The organism is Ewingella sp. CoE-038-23 (assembly GCF_040419245.1).
In the GTDB taxonomy this organism is placed as follows: domain Bacteria; phylum Pseudomonadota; class Gammaproteobacteria; order Enterobacterales; family Enterobacteriaceae; genus Ewingella; species Ewingella allii.
The window spans coordinates 4,360,691-4,378,644 of record NZ_JAZHOH010000001.1 but is presented as its reverse complement, the minus strand read 5'-3'; the positions used below and the strand labels follow the sequence as shown (position 1 = coordinate 4,378,644).

General features: G+C 56.5%; 21 protein-coding genes. 5 read left to right on the top strand and 16 right to left on the bottom strand.

The window, feature by feature from the left end; genetic code table 11:
* Positions 1–75 precede the first annotated feature (75 nt).
* Complete coding sequence (locus V2154_RS21025; protein ID WP_353503725.1) at positions 76–1,260, bottom strand: benzoate/H(+) symporter BenE family transporter; 1,185 nt, start codon at positions 1,258–1,260, stop codon at positions 76–78.
* 71 nt (positions 1,261–1,331) lie between these two features.
* On the opposite strand from V2154_RS21025, the gene V2154_RS21020 reads away from it, so the two are divergent.
* The gene (locus tag V2154_RS21020) at positions 1,332–1,784 is read left to right on the top strand and encodes a GNAT family N-acetyltransferase (RefSeq protein WP_353503724.1); all 453 of its coding nucleotides are present in this window, start codon (positions 1,332–1,334) and stop codon (positions 1,782–1,784) included.
* A 10-nt stretch (positions 1,785–1,794) separates the two neighbouring features.
* On the opposite strand, the gene V2154_RS21015 is transcribed toward V2154_RS21020, so the two are convergent.
* Together V2154_RS21015 and V2154_RS21010 are read right to left on the bottom strand one after the other, a co-directional pair.
* The gene (locus tag V2154_RS21015; RefSeq protein ID WP_353503723.1) at positions 1,795–2,268 is read right to left on the bottom strand and encodes a GNAT family N-acetyltransferase; all 474 of its coding nucleotides are present in this window, start codon (positions 2,266–2,268) and stop codon (positions 1,795–1,797) included.
* Between the two features lie 5 nt (positions 2,269–2,273).
* Positions 2,274–2,831, bottom strand: coding sequence for a hypothetical protein (locus tag V2154_RS21010; protein WP_353503722.1), 558 nt, complete (start codon positions 2,829–2,831; stop codon positions 2,274–2,276).
* A 196-nt stretch (positions 2,832–3,027) separates the two neighbouring features.
* On the opposite strand from V2154_RS21010, the gene yfcF reads away from it, so the two are divergent.
* A complete protein-coding gene (gene yfcF / locus V2154_RS21005; RefSeq protein WP_353503721.1) occupies positions 3,028–3,660 on the top strand; it encodes a glutathione transferase in 633 nt (210 codons plus the stop codon).
* Between the two features lie 60 nt (positions 3,661–3,720).
* On the opposite strand, the gene V2154_RS21000 is transcribed toward yfcF, so the two are convergent.
* The 4 genes from V2154_RS21000 to bhsA form a co-directional block, all read right to left on the bottom strand.
* Positions 3,721–4,167: a GNAT family N-acetyltransferase gene (locus tag V2154_RS21000; RefSeq protein ID WP_353503720.1), complete on the bottom strand. Its 447-nt coding sequence runs from the start codon at positions 4,165–4,167 to the stop codon at positions 3,721–3,723.
* Positions 4,168–4,181: 14 nt separating this feature from the next.
* Positions 4,182–4,814, bottom strand: a complete 633-nt coding sequence (locus tag V2154_RS20995) for a LysE family translocator (RefSeq protein WP_353503719.1) — start codon at positions 4,812–4,814, stop codon at positions 4,182–4,184.
* A 10-nt stretch (positions 4,815–4,824) separates the two neighbouring features.
* Positions 4,825–5,277, bottom strand: a complete 453-nt coding sequence (locus V2154_RS20990) for a GNAT family N-acetyltransferase (RefSeq protein WP_353503718.1) — start codon at positions 5,275–5,277, stop codon at positions 4,825–4,827.
* Between the two features lie 197 nt (positions 5,278–5,474).
* Positions 5,475–5,732 (bottom strand): multiple stress resistance protein BhsA, encoded by a 258-nt coding sequence (gene bhsA, locus V2154_RS20985; protein ID WP_353503717.1) that lies wholly within the window; start codon positions 5,730–5,732, stop codon positions 5,475–5,477.
* A gap of 408 nt (positions 5,733–6,140) precedes the next feature.
* Between bhsA and V2154_RS20980 the strand changes: the two genes are divergently transcribed.
* The 3 genes from V2154_RS20980 (at position 6,141) to mazF (ending at position 7,142) form a co-directional block, all read left to right on the top strand.
* Positions 6,141–6,389: a GlsB/YeaQ/YmgE family stress response membrane protein gene (locus V2154_RS20980; RefSeq protein WP_185688980.1), complete on the top strand. Its 249-nt coding sequence runs from the start codon at positions 6,141–6,143 to the stop codon at positions 6,387–6,389.
* 170 nt (positions 6,390–6,559) lie between these two features.
* The gene (locus V2154_RS20975; protein ID WP_034794194.1) at positions 6,560–6,805 is read left to right on the top strand and encodes an AbrB/MazE/SpoVT family DNA-binding domain-containing protein; all 246 of its coding nucleotides are present in this window, start codon (positions 6,560–6,562) and stop codon (positions 6,803–6,805) included.
* Between the two features lies 1 nt (position 6,806).
* Complete coding sequence (gene mazF / locus V2154_RS20970; RefSeq protein ID WP_353503716.1) at positions 6,807–7,142, top strand: endoribonuclease MazF; 336 nt, start codon at positions 6,807–6,809, stop codon at positions 7,140–7,142.
* Between the two features lie 49 nt (positions 7,143–7,191).
* On the opposite strand, the gene V2154_RS20965 is transcribed toward mazF, so the two are convergent.
* From V2154_RS20965 to uca, 9 genes are all read right to left on the bottom strand, one after another.
* On the bottom strand, positions 7,192–7,530 hold the full coding sequence (locus V2154_RS20965; RefSeq protein WP_353503715.1) for a type II toxin-antitoxin system RelE/ParE family toxin: 339 nt from the start codon (positions 7,528–7,530) through the stop codon (positions 7,192–7,194).
* A 1-nt stretch (position 7,531) separates the two neighbouring features.
* Positions 7,532–7,792: a type II toxin-antitoxin system Phd/YefM family antitoxin gene (locus V2154_RS20960; protein WP_100936506.1), complete on the bottom strand. Its 261-nt coding sequence runs from the start codon at positions 7,790–7,792 to the stop codon at positions 7,532–7,534.
* Positions 7,793–7,895: 103 nt separating this feature from the next.
* Positions 7,896–8,594: an urea ABC transporter ATP-binding subunit UrtE gene (gene urtE, locus V2154_RS20955; protein WP_353503714.1), complete on the bottom strand. Its 699-nt coding sequence runs from the start codon at positions 8,592–8,594 to the stop codon at positions 7,896–7,898.
* A 15-nt stretch (positions 8,595–8,609) separates the two neighbouring features.
* Positions 8,610–9,407 carry an urea ABC transporter ATP-binding protein UrtD gene (gene urtD, locus V2154_RS20950; protein WP_423784202.1) on the bottom strand — a complete coding sequence of 266 codons (798 nt, stop codon included), beginning with the start codon at positions 9,405–9,407 and terminating at the stop codon, positions 8,610–8,612.
* A 5-nt stretch (positions 9,408–9,412) separates the two neighbouring features.
* Complete coding sequence (gene urtC / locus V2154_RS20945) at positions 9,413–10,489, bottom strand: urea ABC transporter permease subunit UrtC (RefSeq protein ID WP_353503713.1); 1,077 nt, start codon at positions 10,487–10,489, stop codon at positions 9,413–9,415.
* Positions 10,489–12,066 carry an urea ABC transporter permease subunit UrtB gene (gene urtB / locus V2154_RS20940; RefSeq protein WP_353503712.1) on the bottom strand — a complete coding sequence of 526 codons (1,578 nt, stop codon included), beginning with the start codon at positions 12,064–12,066 and terminating at the stop codon, positions 10,489–10,491. Before urtB ends, urtC begins: the two co-directional genes overlap by 1 nt.
* Before the next feature lie 171 nt (positions 12,067–12,237).
* Positions 12,238–13,506: an urea ABC transporter substrate-binding protein gene (gene urtA, locus V2154_RS20935; RefSeq protein WP_353503711.1), complete on the bottom strand. Its 1,269-nt coding sequence runs from the start codon at positions 13,504–13,506 to the stop codon at positions 12,238–12,240.
* Positions 13,507–13,547: 41 nt separating this feature from the next.
* Positions 13,548–14,285 carry a GntR family transcriptional regulator gene (locus tag V2154_RS20930; protein ID WP_353503710.1) on the bottom strand — a complete coding sequence of 246 codons (738 nt, stop codon included), beginning with the start codon at positions 14,283–14,285 and terminating at the stop codon, positions 13,548–13,550.
* A 23-nt stretch (positions 14,286–14,308) separates the two neighbouring features.
* Complete coding sequence (uca, locus tag V2154_RS20925; protein WP_353503709.1) at positions 14,309–17,947, bottom strand: urea carboxylase; 3,639 nt, start codon at positions 17,945–17,947, stop codon at positions 14,309–14,311.
* Between the last annotated feature and the right edge of the window lie 7 nt (positions 17,948–17,954).

Below are 17,954 nucleotides of genomic sequence, written 5' to 3'. Positions count from 1 at the left end.
GTCAGAAATGTGATCGCCATCACCTTAAGGCGTGTTACTAAATCCTGTTACCCAGAACTTGAAGGCCCTCAACATTTACAGCGCCTTTTGCTTGCCGAAAGTCAGCGCCCAGTGGGCTATCACCCCGCCAACCAGCCCCCAGAATGCCGAACCGACGCCCAGCAGCGTGACGCCAGAGGCGGTGATCAGGAAAGTAATGATTGCCGCGTCGCGGTGAGACTCTTCCGCCAGTGCGCGCTGCAAACTGCCCGCAATGGTCCCCAATAGCGCCAATCCGGCGATGGTGTGGATGAGCGGCGTGGGCAGCGCGGTGAACAGCAGGCCGATAGAGCCGCCGAACAGCCCGGCCAGCAGGTAAAACACCCCGGCAGCCACGGCGGCCATATAGCGTTTTTTGGCATCAGGGTGGATATCTTCTCCCATGCAAATCGCGGCGGTGATGGCGGCAATGCAGAAGGTGAAGCCGCCAAAAGGCGCGAGCAGCAGGGCGGTCAGCGCCGTCCATGAAATCAGCGGAGAAACCGGCACCTGATAGCCGTGAGCCTTAAGCGTGGCGATGCCCGGCGCGTTTTGCGACGCCATAGTGACCACAAAAAACGGAATGCCGATGCCCAGTAGCGCCGAGAGCGAGAAGTGCGGGGTGACGAATTCCGGCACGGCGAAGCTCAGGCTTTGCCCGTGCAGGCTAATGTCTCCCTGCAATCCCGCCACAATCAGCCCGGCGGCCAGTGTCAGCACGATGGCGTAGCGCGGGAGAGCACGGCGAGCCAGCAGATAGACCAGACACATCGTCCCTGCCAACGCAAAATTGCTTTGCAGCGACGTGAAAGCGTTCAGGCCGAAACGCAGCAATATTCCGGCCAGCATCGCGGCGGACAGCGCCTGCGGAATGTAGTGCATCAGTCTGGCAAAAAGGCCTGTCACGCCGCATAACAGCATCAGGCCGCTGGCAAAAATAAACACCCCAATGGCATCATTCATCGAGGTGCCCGGCAGGCTGGTGACCAGCAGCGCCGCGCCCGGCGTCGACCACGCTGTGACGATTGGCGTGCGATACCACAAAGAGAGGCCGATGGAGGTCAGCCCCATGCCGAGACCCAGCATGGTCAGCCAGCCACCAATCTGCAAGGGGCTGGCACCCGACGCTTCCGCCGCCTGGAAGATAATGGCCGCCGAACTGGTGTAGCCGACGAGTACCGCCACAAAACCGGCGAGGATGGCGGAAAAGGTCACATCTTTGAGGCTAAGGCGCGGCAACATGGCTGGAAATCCTTGCAATAGACGATTAATTTAAGCGAAAGCATCCACTTATTTTTAACAGAGAGAACGCAATGAGCCAATCAAATGAGGTGAAAATTCGTACTTTGACCCCTGCTGACCGCCAAGGGTGGGAAGCGCTGTGGCGCGACTATCTCGACTTCTACCAGTCAGAGCTTGATCCGGCGCAGTTTGATTACACCTTCCAGCGTCTGTCGCAGAGCGATTATCCCGACATGTTTGGCTATGTGGCGGAGTATCAGGGCAAGTTGGTGGGCTTGGTCAATTGCATCAACCACGATCACGGCTGGCACATGCAGCAGGTGGTCTATTTGCAGGATTTATTCGTGGATGACAGCGCGCGCAAGCTCGGCATTGGTCAGAAACTGATTGAAGCGGTTTATGACTATGCCGATCAGAACGACAAAGCCAACGTCTACTGGACTACCAAAACCTCCAACCATACCGCGCGCAAACTGTATGACCGGATTGGCACGCAGACTGAATTCATCAAATATCAGCGCTGAGGGGAGGTTATTAATCCGCTAGGTTTTTTACCATGGTCAGATTGGTTGGCGCATAGCCCAGACCGGCATACAACGCCTGTGCGCCGCTGTTGTGATAGAACACGTTCAGGCCGATGGACTTCAAACCCAGCTCGCGCACTTTCTCTTCTAACTGAAGAAAAGCGGCGCGAGCATGGCCCTGACGGCGAAACGCCGGGTAAACAGATACTTCATAAATAAACGCGCTGCGATCGCCCTGGCGCTCGACGTCGGCTAACCAAATACAGCCAGCCGTTTCACCTTGATCAGTTTTGATTACAAACAGATAGTTATCTGGCGTGGCGACGCCCTGCGGCAGCAATTCCTCCATGACTCCCTGAGCACGCGCCAGCGCATTGTGCTCCAGCCAGCGCCCCGATTTGACGTTCTCTCTGGCGTAATCTTCCGCCAGCTGCTGATGAAATTGTGAGAAATAGTCTGCACTCATTGCACATAACTGGGTCATTAGGTTTATTCCTTTTCCGCTTTTTTCACCGGCGTGACAAAGCATTCGCTGACGTTAGTACCATTTTTCTCAACGGTAGTAATGACATAACCCTGCTCGTTTATCACGATGGCGCCGTAAGGCAGATCATCCTGCTTCACGCTGATCATCTTCTGAAACTCTTGAATAAGGTTGCTTTTCGCCGCAGCCTGCTCGGGCTTGTCCATTCCGTTTACGTCAATATAGGCCTGCTTAAACTCGGTGCTCATGCCTTTTGGCTTTAGGCGGCTTTCCACCACGGCCTTGACCGTCGCGGTCACGTCGTTACCCAGTAGAAACATGCTAACTATTTCATAAGTCAGCACATCTTTCTGTTTGGCGATCACATAGCCGCTTTCGAATGACTTCATTTTCTGGTTGTTGGGATAAGTAAACTCATCCAAACAAATGGTCTTGTCGCCAATCTGAAACTGATTAAACCGCGCTTTGATCGCCTGCGGAGACGAGCCGGGTGAAGGGGCTGCCTGAGCGGCGCTCACCAACAGGGGAAGCAGTATTGCCAGCACAAATGTCCGTTTTTTCATGGGTTTTCCTGAAAGAGTCACGTCTTACCTCACGGCCGATTTTGCAGTATAGGGAGATGAATCGAGGATGAGAAAGATTAAATATGCGTATGACATAAACTTGTAACATTCAGACGCTGAAAGAACCTGCGACACCCCCGACGTTTTGCGCTATGTTTTTAATTATTAATATTTTTCCGCATTCTCAGGAGAGTCGATGAGCCAGTCCGCGCTGAAGTTATATTCTGATGCACAGTTTTTCAGCCCCTACGTGATGTCCGCTTTTGTCGCCTTGACCGAAAAAGGCATCCCTTTTGAGATAGAAACCATCGATTTGGCAGTGGATGAAAATCTGCATGATTACTATTCGGCGGTTTCGCTGACGCGCCGCGTCCCGACGCTGACCAATGGTACTTTCGTGCTGTCGGAGTCCTCGGCGATTGATGAGTATGTGGAAGAGCTGTTCCCCGCGCCGACCTTCCCGGCAATCTATCCCGCAGACCCGGAAAATCGTGCCAAAGCGCGCGAAGTTCAGGCTTGGCTGCGCAGTGATTTAATGCCGATTCGCCAAGAGCGTTCCACCGAAGTGGTGTTCGCCGGTAAGAAATTCCCCCCTTTGAGCGAAAGTGGCCAAATGGCGGCGGAAAAGCTGTTTAGCGCGGCGGAGCGTTTGCTCGGTGAGCGTGAGAATATGTTTGGCGAGTGGTGTATTGCTGACGTGGATTTGGCTTTGATGATCAATCGGTTACATCTGAATGGCGATGCCGTTCCCGAGAAGCTGGCGGCCTATGCCGATGCCCAGTGGCAGCGTCCGGCGGTCAAAGAGTGGCTGGCGCTGTCGGCCAAGTAAAATGCGACAATGGGAAAAGATAGGTGGCGCGACAGGGAAGAACCCCGCCGCGCGCAGCCATCAGCCCAGACGTTTGGTTAAATAAAAACGGGTGTGGGTTGAAGGAGCTTCATCAGGCGCACGGATATCCTTGATGTAATCTTCCAACGCCATTTGCATATGGAAGCCGTGGCGCTCGTAGAACGGGCGCGCCTGAAAACTAAAGGTATCGACCATGGCGTAGCGGCAGCCGCGCTGTAGCGCTTCTTGCTGGACATCCTGCAACAGTTTGGTGCCGATGTCCTGACCACGCAGAGACTCATCAACCCATAAGTAAATGATTTTTAGCCAGTTACCCACTGTTTCCGCAATAATGCCAGCCTGCTTCTTGCCCTGATCATCTTCGATAAAAATCGCTAAATCCCGGAATGATTGCTCGGGGATAAAGCCTTTATTGTAGCCGCGCAGGCCATCGATAATGTCAGTGATGTCAGCCTCAGTAGGCGTGTCGGTCATGCGCGTTTTCATAACTCTTTCCTTTGTTAACGTTTTGTCGTCGCGAGACGAACTGCAAAAGCGATAAATACTGTGCCGGTCAGGCGATCTAAGGTTTTCACCACGCTCGGGCGTTGCAGCCAGCGAGAGAGTGGTCGGGTGGCGGCGATCATGGTCAATGACCACAGGGTGCCAATCACCGCGTGCATGGCCGCCAGGCCGAAAATGTATGGCGGAACCGAATAACCGGTAGCAACAAATTGCGGCAGAAACGACACGTAAAATACCCCGACCTTGGGATTAAGCACGTTGCCGAACAAACCTTTGATAAACCAACTGCCGAAAAGTGGATTTTTCTTGGCTTTGTCCTGTGCGCTAAACGACATGCTTTCACGCGGTTTTAGCAGCATTTGCACCCCAAGCCAGCACAGATAGGCTGCGCCAATCCATTTCAGCAGATTGAATGCCAACTCTGACGCCGCCAGCAGCGCCCCTAAACCCAGCGCAACTGCCGCACCCCAAACCAGACAACCCGTGCTAATGCCCAGCGCGGCCAGCACGGCTTTCTTGCTGCCCTCGCTGGCGGCGGTGCGTAACACTAAAGCAGTATCCAGACCCGGCGTTAGGGTCAGAATACCGGCGGCAAAGGCGTAAGAAACCAAAGATTCGGTCAGGGTCACGGCGTTGTCTCTATGCTGTGGTGAGCTTTTTGCTCAGGAAATAGCGGGTATGCGTGGTGGATTCCCCCTGCGGCGCCCGCGCGTCTTCAATGTAATCTTCCAGCGTCATCTGCACGCTGTAACCCATACGCTCGTAGAACGGGCGCGCCTGGAAACTAAAGGTATCCACCAGTGAGTACAGGCAGCCGCGGGCTTTGGCTTCTTCTTCGGCTTCGCTGATAAGCTGCGTGCCGACATCTTTTCCGCGCAGGGACTCATCCACCCACAGCATCTGGATGTACATCCACTTCCCGACGGTTTCCGCCACAATACCGGCCTGTTTTTTGCCGTGTTCATCTTCGACAAAAATACCCAGCTCACGGAGTTTAGGCCGGTGAATAAAATTGAGATTGAAAGTGCGGAGGGCCGTTTTTATTTCGTCGACATCATCGGCCGTCGGTGCTGCGGTGAGGCGTGTTTTCATGGCGGTTCCCTTTGCTGAAAAAATGACAGTCCAGAATAGTAACCGGCCTTGAGGGATGCAATGGGAAGCGTAAAGAAAGTCTTAAAGTGAGATCAGGAGAGTGTCTGATAATCATGACAAAAGCCTGTGGAATGCGCCGCTAAGACGCTTTCCACAGGCTTCTTGATTTCTGAGGGTATTAACTGACTGGCGAAAGCTTATTTGTAGATTTCAGCGTCGGCGTGCAGGCGGTTATTACCGGTCACGGAGATGATGCGGTAAGAAGAGGCACCAGCATCACTTGCCTGAGCTGCCAGTTTGCTTTCCAGACCACCAATAGTGGTTGGGCCAGAGGCAGAAATCACGCCCAGTTTTTGTTGACCGTCCATCGGCTGACTCACCTGCTGAGCAGCAAAACTACCGAAAGAAATCAGAGAAAGGGTTGCAGCTACAGCAAAAATTTTGACGTTTTTCATGATGTATATTCCATTCAGGTTATTAGATAGAAAGGTGGTTGCCTTTCGATGAGTGAATAATAGACCTGTGGCATGCAGATGAAAAACGGATTGATTTGAGAATGTCATTCAAAAAATTAGTTGAAGATTTTACGCGAATTTACAGCCGGCTGCGAGAGGTTGACAATGCGGGTTCGGACGTTGACACCGGTTTAAAAACCGAGCACAAACTGACGTTTTATTACCCTTCCTGCTGATTTTGGGCGAGTTTCTGGTTTTCTGCTACGCTATAAGTGCAGTGCAAGAAAAAGCCGTCTCTGGTGGAATTTCAGCAGGCGATCATGCGAGGAGCAACCTCCTTCGCACTTGTTTAGCCGCATTGGCTCAACAATATTCACGGTACGGAAATTTATTTGGAGGAGTCAAAAAATGGGAATTTTATCCTGGATTATCTTTGGTCTGATTGCAGGTATTCTGGCGAAATGGATCATGCCGGGTAAAGATGGTGGCGGGTTCATCCTGACCGTGGTTCTTGGTGTTGTCGGTGCCGTCGTCGGTGGTTACATCAGTACACTGTTTGGCTTTGGCCGCGTGGACGGTTTCAATTTCGGCAGCTTCGTCGTCGCCGTGATCGGCGCGCTGGTGGTGCTGTTTATCTACCGCAAAGTCCGCAGTTGATAACACCAACCTAGATTATTTCTAAAAAAGCCGCGTTGAACGCGGCTTTTTTGTGTCTTGAGATCCCCCCTGAAGCTCCTCCCATCCATTACCCTGTATAAACATTGTTGACACTGAGAGGGCTTTGTCTCACAGTATCATCATTGTTGATACTTCCTTGAGGAAAATCTATGCCGCAGGTCATTGTGAAAAAATGGGGAAATAGCCCTTCTGTGCGCCTACCGGTCGCTATCATGGAAGCAGCCTCTCTCAAGGTCGATGATACTGTCGAGATTGCAGTAGAAGACGGCAAAATCATCATCGTCCCAGTTCGCGCTAAAACCTATTCACTCGATTCCCTTCTAGGGGGAGTGACGGAAAGCAATATGCATGAAGAGGCCGATTTCGGTTCCCCTACAGGCCGAGAGGTCTTGTGACATGGTGAAGCCTTTTATTCCTGACGCCGGAGACATTATCTGGCTGGATTTTGACCCACAAGCCGGTCACGAACAGGCCGGGCATAGGCCAGCCGTCGTTCTGAGTCCTGCTGCATATAATGATCGAGTGGGGTTGCTGCTGTGCTGCCCGATGACCACCAAGATAAAAGGCTACCCTTTCGAGGTGTTAATTGCTGGCACTAGGCAGAGCGCGGTGTTGTCAGATCAGATAAAAAGTCTGGACTGGCGTAAAAGAAATGCTGTCAAAAAAGGAACCGTGAGCCTGCTCGAGCTTGATGAAGTCAGAGCAAAGGTAAAAGCGCTGATTGACGGTTAACCCTAGCTTTGAGCAAAAAGCCGCGTTGAACGCGGCTTTTTTGTGTTACTCACTTTACCGTGGTTAATGTAAACACCACTTCTGGCTCATGTAGTGATAGCGCGGGATTATCCTCTGGTAACTGACTCTTATGCATCACTGAGATAAAAATAATACCTGACGATTTCTTCAAAAAGTAAGCCACATGACTTTTATGAGGAAACCGGAAAACATCATCACGGAACGCCACAGAGCGCCCTATCTCAGGATGTATGGCTACCAGTGAGAAAAGCTTAAAGATCTCTGCGAGGTATTTATCAGACTGTGTAATTCCCCAGTGTTCCTGTGTATAGCGCTGAATCTTAATAAGATCCTCCCGTGCCTCCTTGGCTATCTGGTATTTACCCATCTTAGATTTGTCTTCCTTGCATCAATTGAGCAAAAAACGCATCGCCATCCATGACATCCCCACGGGCAATATCTGCCTCTGCGCGAGCTATTTTTTCTTTAAGAATCCGTAGCTTGATCTCATCCATCATTTGATAATCCTCCATCGACAACATCACCGCAACGGGTTTGCCATTGCGGTTGATCTGTAATGGTTCCCGCTGGACTTGCAGCAGAACATCACCAAATTGTGTTTTAACTTCATTTGCATTAAGAGATTTCATCGTTGACTCCTTTCAGACGTTTCGTTCGATTTAATCGATATATTCTAGCATTGATTAAATATCGTCTGGTGAATTAAACATCAACTTAGGAATCAGCCTCGCATTAAATCGCCACCAACCCCCGCACGCCTTCGGCTTCCATCTCATCGCCGCGCCCGCTTTTAATAATGCTGCCGCGCGACATTACCAGATAGCTGTCAGCCAGCTCGGCAGCGAAATCGTAGAACTGCTCGACCAGCAGGATCGCCATATCGCCCTGAGCAGCAAGCTGCTTGATAACGGCGCCGATCTCCTTAATCACCGAGGGTTGAATACCCTCGGTAGGCTCGTCGAGGATCAACAAGCTCGGTTTACAAGCCAGCGCCCGTCCAATCGCCAACTGCTGTTGCTGGCCGCCGGACAGATCGCCTCCCCGGCGATGCTTCATCTCCAGCAGGACCGGGAACAGGTGATAGATATGGTCTGGCACCTGCTTAGCTTGGCTACCGGGAAAGCGCGACAGGCCCATCAGCAGGTTTTCCTCCACCGTCAGGCGCGGAAAAATATCGCGACCCTGCGGGACATAGGCAATGCCCGCCTGCACCCGCTGGTGGGGTTTGCGGCCATTAATGGTTTCTCCCTGCCAGTTGATGGTGCCGGACTTGGCTGGGACCAGCCCCATCAGACATTTCAGCAGCGTGGTTTTGCCGACGCCGTTGCGGCCGAGCAGGCAGGTGACTTCGCCGATTTTCGCCTCGAAGCTTAACCCGCGTAGAATATGGCTTCCGCCGTAAAACTGATTCAGTTCATTGACTTGCAGCATAATGGTTCCTCAGTTTTAGCGTCCCAAATAGACTTCAATAACCTGCTCGTTGGCCTGCACCTGTTGCAATGAGCCTTCCGCCAGCACTTGCCCCTGATGCAGCACGGTGACGTGGTCGGCGATGCTCTCCACGAACCCCATGTCGTGCTCGACCACCATCAGCGAGTGCTTGCCCGCCAGCTGCTTGAACAGCTCGGCGGTGTATTCGGTTTCGGCGTCGGTCATCCCGGCGGCGGGCTCGTCGAGCAGCAGCAGGTGCGGCTCCTGCACCAGCAGCATGCCGATTTCCAGAAACTGCTTCTGGCCGTGAGACAGCAACCCCGCCAGCCGATGGCGCTCACCGGCAAGGCGCAGCGTCACCAGCATTTCGTCGATTCTGTCGCGCTGTTCGCTGTTCAGTTTGGCGCGCAGGCAGGCCCACACCGACTTATTGGTTTTCTGGGCGATCTCAAGGTTCTCGAACACGGTTAGTGCTTCAAACACCGTCGGTTTCTGAAATTTCCGCCCAATGCCTGATTGCGCAATCCGCACTGGATCAAGCTGGGTAAGGTCAGTGGTCTGGTCGTAAAATACCCGGCCACTCTGCGGCTTAGTTTTGCCGGTGATCACGTCCATCAGGGTGGTTTTCCCCGCGCCGTTAGGGCCAATTACGCAGCGCAGCTCGCCCACGCCGATGCGCAATGACAGGTTGGTCAGCGCCTTAAAGCCGTCGAAACTGACATTGATATTTTCCAGCAGCAAAACCGGGTCGGTCTGCTGGCGAAAACGGTCAGACGGATAGGATTGCGTGAACAGCTCTTCGGTCATAGTCATTGAATTCATGAGGATTTTCTCTTACGCAGCAACCCAATCACGCCTTGCGGCAGGAACAGCGTCACCAGAATAAACATGCCACCGAGGATAAATTGCCAATACTCGGGAATTGCGACGGTGAACCAGCTTTTCGCGCCATTGACGATGCCAGCGCCGAGAATAGGGCCGATCAGCGTGCCGCGCCCGCCGAGGGCCACCCAGATTGCCGCCTCGATTGAGTTAGTCGGCGACATCTCGCTGGGGTTGATAATGCCCACTTGCGGCACGTACAGCGCCCCGGCGATGCCACACAGCATGGCGGAAACCGTCCAGACGAACAGCTTGAAGCCCTTCGGGTCATAGCCGCAGAAGATCAATCGATTTTCGGCGTCGCGCACGGCGGTCAGCACTCGGCCATATTTGCTGCGCGCCAGGGCGAAACCCAGTGCCAGACTGGCGGCGAGCACGATAACGGTCATCAAAAATAGGCCGATGCGCGTGCCGGTTGCCGTGACCTGAAAGCCGAGCAGGGTAGTGAAACCGGTGAAGCCGTTGTTGCCGCCAAACCCGGTTTCATTGCGAAAGAACAGCAGCATGCCCGCGTAGGTCAGCGCCTGCGTCATGATCGAGAAGTAGACGCCTTTGATTTTCGAGCGAAAAGCGAAGTAGCCGAAGACAAATGCCAGCGCGCCCGGCACTAATACAATCAAGCACAGCGCCCAGGCAAAATGCTGGGTTCCGGCCCAAAACCACGGCAGCTCGCTCCACGAGAGGAATGACATAAAGTCTGGCAGGCCGCTGCCCGCCGCCTGACGCATCAGGTACATGCCCATGGCGTAGCCGCCGAGGGCGAAAAACAGGCCGTGACCGAGGGAGAGCAAACCGGCATAGCCCCACACCAGATCGAGGGCGATCGCGACGATCGCGTAACAGAGGATCTTGCCGACTAATGTCAGCGTGTAGGTGGAGACCGCCAGCGGGTTAGTCGCTGGCAGTAATGCCAGAAAAGGCATGACAATCAGCGCAATAAACACCAGTGCGCCAATCGTCAGGGCGGCTTTCGGCGCTTTTTGTACGCCAGAAACAGTGAGCGGTTGATTCATCAGTCGATCACCCTGCCTTTGAAGGCGAAGAGTCCCTGCGGACGTTTTTGAATAAACAGAATAATCAGCGCGAGGATCAGGATTTTCCCCAGAACCGCGCCGATTTCCGGCTCAAGAATTTTGTTCACAATGCCCAGACCAAAGGCGGCGACCACCGTGCCTGCCAATTGGCCCACGCCACCGAGCACCACCACTAAGAATGAGTCGATGATGTAGCCCTGACCCAACTCCGGGCCGACGTTGCTCAGCTGCGACAGCGCCACGCCGCCCAGCCCGGCAATGCCGGAGCCGAGGCCGAAGGCCAGCATGTCTACGCGGCCCGTGGGCACGCCGCAGCAGGCCGCCATGGCGCGGTTTTGCGTCACGGCGCGCACATTCATCCCCAGACGGGTTTTGTTCAGCAGCAGCCAGGTCAGGGCCAGCACCAGCAGCACGAAGATGATCACCGCGATGCGGTTATACGGCAGCACCAGATTCGGCAGCAGCTGGATACCGCCCGACAGCCAGCCGGGGTTGGCGACTTCGACGTTTTGCGCCCCAAAGAGCACCCGCACTGCCTGAATCAAAATCAGGCTGATGCCCCAGGTTGCCAGCAGGGTTTCCAGCGGGCGGCCGTATAAATGGCGGATCACCGTGCGCTCTAGCGCCATGCCAATTCCAGCAGTAATAAAGAAGGCCACCGGCAGCGCGACCAGTGGGTAGAGCGCCAGCAGGCCCGGCGCGTAGTGCTGGAACAGCGACTGAACCATATAAGTGGAGTAGGAGCCGAGCATCAGCATTTCGCCATGGGCCATGTTGATCACCCCCAGCAGGCCGTAGGTGATCGCCAGACCCAGCGCCGCCAGCAGCAAAATCGAGCCGAGCGACAGGCCGGTAAACGCCTGACCAATCAGGTCGCCGATCAGCAAACGGTGCTCAACGGCTTTCAGGCTGGCCTGCGCAGCTTTGCGCACATCGGCGTCGGCTTCGGTTTTCGGGTCAGTCAGCGCCTGAAGGCGGCCCTGCGTGTCGGGATCTCCCGAGGCACCCAGCAGCTCGACGGCTTTCAGCCGCACCTGCGGGTTAGCATCGGCGAGCTGCAAATTCGCCAGCGCGATATTCAGGGCATCATGCACCGCCGGGTCTTTTTCCAGCGCCAGACGATGGGTCAGCAGCGGCAACTGGTCGGCCTGCGCCTCGCGCTGCAAGGATTTGGCCGCCTGTAGCCGCACATTGCTGTCAGTGCTGACCAGACGATGCGCCGACAGCGCGTTGGCAATCAAAATGCGTAAGCGGTTGTTGAGCCAAACCTTTTTGGTGTCGCCCTGCGGCTTGGCATCGCCATCTAGCGGGGTCAGCGCGTCGCCCTGTTGCACAAAGGCGTGTTTGGCGTCGTCGATCATCACGTTTTCCTGCTTCAGCGCTTCCAGCAGCGGCAAACGCTCCGGCTGCGGGTCGGCGGCCCACTGCTGTAACAGAGTGGCTTGCTGGCTGCGATTCGCCGCCGCAAAGTCATTCGCCGCCCCGGCCTGAGCCAAAAACGGCAGGCAACAAAGCAGGAAAAGCAGTGGCCTGAAGTTCATTAAGCTGGTCGTCATGGTGTTTTCCCGTTGCCCAAAGTGTATTTCTGGCTACTTCGTAAAGTGGAGCACCGATCTGCTCCCTCCCCTGGTAAGGGGAGGGCTGGGGTGGGGTATTTAGGCGACTCGGCGCCCAAAACCACCCCTCATCCCAGCCTTCTCCCCGTGAAGGGAGAAGGAGCAATCCAATCAGTTAGTGCTTTTCACCGGAGTGTCAGGCTTTTTGTCGTTACCGGCGATATACGGGCTCCACGGCTGGGCGCGGATAGGTTTGTCGGTCTGCCATACCACGTTGAACTGGCCGTTGGACTCAATCTCGCCAATCATCACCGGTTTGTGCAGGTGGTGGTTGGTGGCATCCATGGTCAGCGTGAAGCCAGACGGCGCGGCGAAGGTCTGCCCGGCCATGGCGGCGCGGACTTTATCGACATCCGTCGTCCCGGCCTTTTCCACCGCCTGCGCCCACATATGGATACCCACGTAGGTGGCTTCCATCGGGTCATTAGTGACGGCTGTATCGGCGTTCGGCAGCTTGTGGGCCTTGGCGTAAGCCTTCCACTCGGCGACGAATTTCTTGTTCACCGGGTTATCCACGGATTCGAAGTAGTTCCACGCGGCGAGGTCGCCAACCAGCGGCTTGGTGTCGATACCGCGCAGCTCTTCTTCCCCCACGGAGAAAGCGACAACCGGCACGTCGGTCGCTTTAACGCCCTGATTCGCCAGCTCTTTGTAGAACGGTACGTTTGAGTCGCCGTTGATGGTGGAGATCACCGCGGTTTTGCCCCCGGCGGAGAATTTCTTAATGTCGGAGACAATAGTCTGGTAATCGCTGTAGCCGAACGGCGTATAGACTTCCTGAATATCGCTGTCTTTCACCCCTTTAGAGTGCAGGAAGGCGCGCAGAATTTTGTTGGTGGTGCGCGGGTAAACATAGTCAGTACCCAGCAGGAAGAAGCGTTTGGCACCGCCGCCGTCTTCGCTCATCAGGTATTCCACCGCCGGAATAGCCTGCTGGTTTGGCGCTGCGCCGGTGTAGAACACGTTTGGCGACATCTCTTCCCCTTCGTACTGCACCGGGTAGAACAGCAGGCCGTTCAGCTCTTCGAACACCGGCAACACTGATTTACGCGACACCGATGTCCAGCAGCCGAACACCGCTGCCACCTTGTCTTGCGTCAGCAACTGACGGGCTTTTTCGGCGAACAGCGGCCAGTTGGACGCTGGGTCAACCACCACCGGCTCGAGTTTTTTGCCCAGCACGCCGCCGTGGGCGTTGATGTCGTCAATGGTCATCAGCGCCACGTCTTTTAAAGGCGTTTCAGAAATCGCCATGGTGCCGGAGAGCGAGTGCATGATCCCAACCTTGATGGTGTCGGCGGCCTGCGCGCCCCAGGCCAGACCCATGCTGACCACGGTCGCAGAGAGAGCAAAAGCTTTAATAAAATGTCGACGATGCATAGTAAAACCCCTGTTAGTTATTGGTTTAAGTCGAAAAATTTTTATAAAAGTCCTGATGGGTTGCCCTCATCATTTCGAGCCTGATGCAGCATGTGCAGCGTGATTTTGCGTACCTCGGCCTTACTGACCGAGATATGGTCGTGAAGTTGGCGCTGAGCCTCCTCGGTTTGCTGGTGCAAGATGGCGAGCAGGATGCTCGCGTGTTCGTGATACGTGGCATCAATGCGCGAGCCTTTGGTGAAATCGAGGCGGCGGATGATGCGGATTTTCTCCGTCAGGTCGCGGTGAATGCGTGCCATTTCGGCATTGCCCACCGCCTCGACCAGCGTCATGTGGAAAGCCTCGTCATAGCGCGAAACTTCCTGCCCGTCCTCGAGGCGCGGCGCGTCTACCCAGAACGCTTTTAGCTGGCCGAGTTGCACCGGCTGCAAGCCCGCAGGCAGGGCGCACAGGCGTTTCACCGCCTCCAGCTCCAGCACGATGCGCAGGTCGTAAAGCTGCTCGAAATAGTCGAAGTCGAACGGCCTGACCTGCCAACCGCTGCGGAAAAACACCTCGACATAGCCTTCGCGCTCCAGCCAAAACAGTGCCTGACGCACCGGCGTGCGGCTGGTCTCCATGCGGTCTGCAACATCGTTCTCACTGAACCTGTCGCCCGGCAGCAGGCGAAAGTTGAAAATGTCGTCCTTGAGCTGCAAATAAATGCGCTCGGCCAGCCCTTCCGGGCGGATTTTGGTGCGTTTTTTATCCGCAGCGTTGCGTGAATCAGTCAGTTGCATCTTGGCTCCTACTTCTTCGGGGCTTAGGCCGATTGCGCGACGTCTAGCCACAGCAGTGCGTCGCCGGGGCCTACCGGACGGCCTTGCTGGCAGCTGATTTTGCTCACCCGGCCCGCGCAAGGGGCGTAGACCGACAGCTCCATTTTCATCGCTTCCACCACGATCAGCGCCTGACCCTCTTCCACCTGCTGGCCCGGCTCGACCAGAATCTTCCACACGTTGCCATTCAGGTCGGCGCTCACCAGATGGCCGTCCTGTTCGCTTTGGTCTTCAACCACTTGCACCGCGTTGGCGGCGGCTTCCACGGCGGCACTCTCCTGCGCGGCCCAGTGGGCGACTTCGGCGGTGAAGGCGGCGGACTGGCGCGAACGGAAGTCGGCGATATCCTCCGCGTTATCCGCCAGGAACTGGGTGTATTGGGCGAAATCAAACTCGGTTTCTTCAATCCGCACCTGCGCGCGGCCTTCGCGGAAGGCGTCGCGCTGGGCGTCCAGTTCTTCTTCGGTCACTTCATAGAAACGCACCTGATCGAAGAAGTGCAGCAGCCACGGCTCGCCGTTTTTGAACTGGGCGTTCTTCAGATACTTGTTCCAAATCGGCAGGGTGCGGCCCACCAACTGGTAGCCCCCCGGCGAGTCCATGCCGTAGATGCACATGTACATGCCGCCAATGCCGACGGTGCCCTCGGCGGTGTAAGTGCGCGCTGGGTTATATTTGGAACTCAGCAGGCGATGACGCGGGTCGACAGGCACGGCGCACGGCGCGCCGAGGTAGACATCTCCCAGCCCGAGGATCAGGTAGCTGGCGTTGAAGATGATGTCTTTCACTTCCTGACGGCTCGCCAGCCCGTTGGTGCGCTGGATAAAGTCGACGTTGTTCGGCAACCACGGCGCTTCGGCGCGCACGGTTTGCTGGTAGCGCTCCACCGCGCCAAGGGTGGCGGAGTCTTCGAACGCCATCGGCATATGCACGATGCGGGTAGGAATTTTTAGCTGGCTGACGTCGGCCAAGTCGTGCTCCAGCGTCAACAGGTGCTGAAGCAGGCGCGACTGGTGAATCACCCGGCTGTCATAGCGAATTTGCAGCGAGCGCACGCCCGGTGACAGCTCCTCAATGCCCGGCTCGGCGGCTTCGCGAATGGCCTTCATCAGCAGATAAAGGCGCAGGCGCAGGGCCAAATCCAGCACGTTGTCGCCGTACTCGATCAGAATGTAGCCGTCACCGGCCTGACGATATTGCACCGACGGGCGCTCGGCACTGACCGGAAGTTCAGCCAGCACGGTGGCGGACGCCGTGGTGTCAGGTAGCAGAGACGGCGTGGCCAGCGCCATGGCCTCGACCGGCATTAATGAGTCGATGGTGCCCTGCTGGGCCAGCTCCAGCGCCTGCGCTTGCTCAAAGCTGATAGGGTGGAAGCGAATTTTATCCCCCGGTTTCACCTGACCGACTTTCCACAGCTCGGCTTTGGCGATGGTCACCGGGCAGACGAAACCGCCGAGGCTCGGCCCGTCGCGGGTCAAAATCACCGGGAAGTCGCCGGTAAAGTTGATCGCGCCAATGGCGTATTCGCAGTCATGGACGTTGGACGGGTGCAACCCCGCTTCGCCGCCGTCCAGCCGCGCCCACTGCGGCTTTGGTCCGGTCAGGCGCACGCCGAGGCGGTTGGAGTTGTAATGCACTTGCCACTCGGCCTCGAAGAAGGCGTGGATGGACTCTTTGGTGAAGAAGTCCGGCGCGCCGTGCGGCCCGTAAAGCACGCCAATATTCCAAATATTGCCGTAAGTCGGCACCACGTGCGGCGCGGCGGCCTGCGGCAAATCTACCGGCGCGGGGGTGGTGCAGGCCTCAAGCTCAGGCTGGGAAACGGTGAGCATATCGGCGACGCGCAGCGTGCGGCCCGCGTGACCGCCAAACTGGCCGAGGGCGAAGGTCGAGCGGCTGCCAAGGTAGACCGGCACGTCGAAGCCGTTGCGCACCGCCAGATAGGTGCGGCAGCCCTGAGTGGCGCGGCCGAGGGTTAATATCTGCCCGGCTTTGACCTGCACCGGCTGCCAATAGCTCACGGCTTCGCCATCAAGGTCTGCCGGGCAGAGTGCGCCGGTCAGCGCGATGGTGGCGTCGCAGTGGAAACGCAGGGTCGGGCCTTGCAGGGTGAATTCCAGCCCGGCGGCGTCGAGGTGGTTGCCCACGATGCGGTTAGCCAGACGGAAGGCAAAATCGTCCATCGGGCCGGAAGGTGGCACGCCGATATCCCAATAGCCGAGGCGGCCGGGGTAATCCTGAATGCTGCTGTAGGTGCCGGGCGCAATCACTTCGACGGCCTGCGGCGCGTACTCGAAGCTGTCGAGCATCCGCGTCCACATCTCGCCCTGATGGAACACCGGCGTGGCGACCACCTGGCGCAGATAATCAATGTTGCTGCTGATGCCGTGCAAGCGGGTGGCGGCCAGTGCGCGGGACATCTTCTCAAGAGCCTCTTCGCGGTCTTTGCCGTGAACGATAAGCTTGGCGATCATCGGGTCATAAAATGCTGAAACTTCACTGCCGGTAGAGACCCAGCCGTCGACGCGCACGTCGTCAGGGAACACCACTTCCGTCAGCACGCCGGGGCTTGGCTGGAAGTTTTTCAGCGGGTCTTCAGCGTAAATACGCACTTCCATCGAGGCGCCCTGCGGGGCTTTTTCCATCGCGGCCCAGTCCAGCGGCTGGTCGGCGGCCACGCGCAGCATGCACTCAATCAGGTCCAGCCCGGTGACCATTTCGGTAACCGGATGCTCAACTTGCAGGCGGGTGTTCACTTCGAGGAAGTAAAATTCGTTGCGCGCCGGGTCGAAGATGAACTCCACGGTGCCCGCGCTGCGATAGCTGACCGACTCCCCGAGCTGCACGGCGGCGCGGTGCAAGGCTTCGCGCGTGGCCTGCGGCAGATTGGGCGCTGGCGTCTCCTCAACCACTTTTTGGTTGCGACGTTGCAGCGAACAGTCACGTTCGCCGAGGGCCACCACGCGGCCCTTACCGTCGCCAAAAATTTGCACTTCTACATGGCGCGCGCGATCCACAAAGCGTTCTAAAAACACCCCCGCGTCGCGGAAGAAGTGCTCGCCGAGGCGTTTCACGCTGTCCCACGCGGCGCGCAGAGCGGCTTCGTCGTCACAGCGAGTCAGGCCGATACCGCCACCGCCCGCAGTGCTTTTCAACATAATCGGGTAGCCAATTTCCGCCGCCGCGCTCACTGCTTCTTCAATGCTATCCAACAGGCCGGTGCCCGGCGTCATTGGCACATTGGCGGCCCCCGCCAGCTCTCGCGCCCGGTGTTTAAGGCCAAACTCGCGGATTTGCGCCGCGCTCGGGCCAATAAAGGCAATGCCCGCTGCCTCGCAGGCGTCGGCGAACTCGGCGCTTTCGGACAGGAAGCCGTAGCCCGGATAAATCGCCTGCGCGCCGGTCTCTTTGGCGGCGGCCAGAATCTTGTCGATCACCAAATAGCTGTCGCTGGCTTTCTCACCGCCCAGCGCAATGGCGATATCGGCGTCGGTGACGTGTGGCGCATTGCGATCGGCGTCGGAATAGACCGCCACGCTGGTCACGCCAAGGCGTTTAAGGGTGCGAATTGCGCGGCAGGCGATTTCACCGCGATTTGCCACTAGTACGGTAGTCAGCATTGTCGTG

Coding starts and splice junctions, on each gene's coding strand:
- V2154_RS21025 (WP_353503725.1), bottom strand. CDS start 1,260: ATGTTGCCGCGCCTTAGCCTCAAAGATGTGACCTTTTCCGCCATCCTC.
- V2154_RS21020 (WP_353503724.1), top strand. CDS start 1,332: ATGAGCCAATCAAATGAGGTGAAAATTCGTACTTTGACCCCTGCTGAC.
- V2154_RS21015 (WP_353503723.1), bottom strand. CDS start 2,268: ATGACCCAGTTATGTGCAATGAGTGCAGACTATTTCTCACAATTTCAT.
- V2154_RS21010 (WP_353503722.1), bottom strand. CDS start 2,831: ATGAAAAAACGGACATTTGTGCTGGCAATACTGCTTCCCCTGTTGGTG.
- yfcF (WP_353503721.1), top strand. CDS start 3,028: ATGAGCCAGTCCGCGCTGAAGTTATATTCTGATGCACAGTTTTTCAGC.
- V2154_RS21000 (WP_353503720.1), bottom strand. CDS start 4,167: ATGAAAACGCGCATGACCGACACGCCTACTGAGGCTGACATCACTGAC.
- V2154_RS20990 (WP_353503718.1), bottom strand. CDS start 5,277: ATGAAAACACGCCTCACCGCAGCACCGACGGCCGATGATGTCGACGAA.
- bhsA (WP_353503717.1), bottom strand. CDS start 5,732: ATGAAAAACGTCAAAATTTTTGCTGTAGCTGCAACCCTTTCTCTGATT.
- V2154_RS20980 (WP_185688980.1), top strand. CDS start 6,141: ATGGGAATTTTATCCTGGATTATCTTTGGTCTGATTGCAGGTATTCTG.
- V2154_RS20975 (WP_034794194.1), top strand. CDS start 6,560: ATGCCGCAGGTCATTGTGAAAAAATGGGGAAATAGCCCTTCTGTGCGC.
- mazF (WP_353503716.1), top strand. CDS start 6,807: ATGGTGAAGCCTTTTATTCCTGACGCCGGAGACATTATCTGGCTGGAT.
- V2154_RS20965 (WP_353503715.1), bottom strand. CDS start 7,530: ATGGGTAAATACCAGATAGCCAAGGAGGCACGGGAGGATCTTATTAAG.
- V2154_RS20960 (WP_100936506.1), bottom strand. CDS start 7,792: ATGAAATCTCTTAATGCAAATGAAGTTAAAACACAATTTGGTGATGTT.
- urtE (WP_353503714.1), bottom strand. CDS start 8,594: ATGCTGCAAGTCAATGAACTGAATCAGTTTTACGGCGGAAGCCATATT.
- urtD (WP_423784202.1), bottom strand. CDS start 9,407: ATGACTATGACCGAAGAGCTGTTCACGCAATCCTATCCGTCTGACCGT.
- urtC (WP_353503713.1), bottom strand. CDS start 10,489: ATGAATCAACCGCTCACTGTTTCTGGCGTACAAAAAGCGCCGAAAGCC.
- urtB (WP_353503712.1), bottom strand. CDS start 12,066: ATGACGACCAGCTTAATGAACTTCAGGCCACTGCTTTTCCTGCTTTGT.
- urtA (WP_353503711.1), bottom strand. CDS start 13,506: ATGCATCGTCGACATTTTATTAAAGCTTTTGCTCTCTCTGCGACCGTG.
- V2154_RS20930 (WP_353503710.1), bottom strand. CDS start 14,285: ATGCAACTGACTGATTCACGCAACGCTGCGGATAAAAAACGCACCAAA.
- uca (WP_353503709.1), bottom strand. CDS start 17,947: ATGCTGACTACCGTACTAGTGGCAAATCGCGGTGAAATCGCCTGCCGC.